Source organism: Pseudomonas sp. SIMBA_067 (assembly GCF_046534675.1).
Taxonomy (GTDB): domain Bacteria; phylum Pseudomonadota; class Gammaproteobacteria; order Pseudomonadales; family Pseudomonadaceae; genus Aquipseudomonas; species Aquipseudomonas putida.
Map to the genome: position 1 here is coordinate 1 of NZ_JAWRYH010000136.1, position 354 is coordinate 354.

Genomic DNA, 354 nt, shown 5'->3' on the forward strand with positions numbered 1-354 from the left:
GACCTGTTTGGACGCGTGCGCCGTTCGGTCGAGGCTTCCTCGGCAGACACGGAGCAGTCGGCCGACGACCTGGCCAATGCACGGCTTGCGTTGACCGCGCAGCTCGCCTCGGCGTATTTCGCGCTGCGCGCCCTCGATGAGGAACGCGATATCGTGGCTCATTCGATCGAGTGGCAGCAGAAGGCGCTCGACTTCGTCGAACAGCAGCGGAAGTTCGGACAGGTTTCCGAACTCAATGTGCTGCAGCAGCAAACTGACCTCGACGCCACGCGTGTGCAACTGCATCTGCTCGCGACGCAGCGCTCCCGCTACGAACATGCGATCGCCACCTTGGTCGGGGAGCCCGCGCCGCAG

At 64.4% G+C, this 354-nt stretch carries 1 protein-coding gene; it reads left to right on the top strand.

Features of this window, described 5'->3' with window-relative positions:
- Positions 1-354: TolC family protein (locus SB765_RS28400; protein ID WP_410932324.1), on the top strand; the 354-nt coding region annotated here is incomplete at both ends.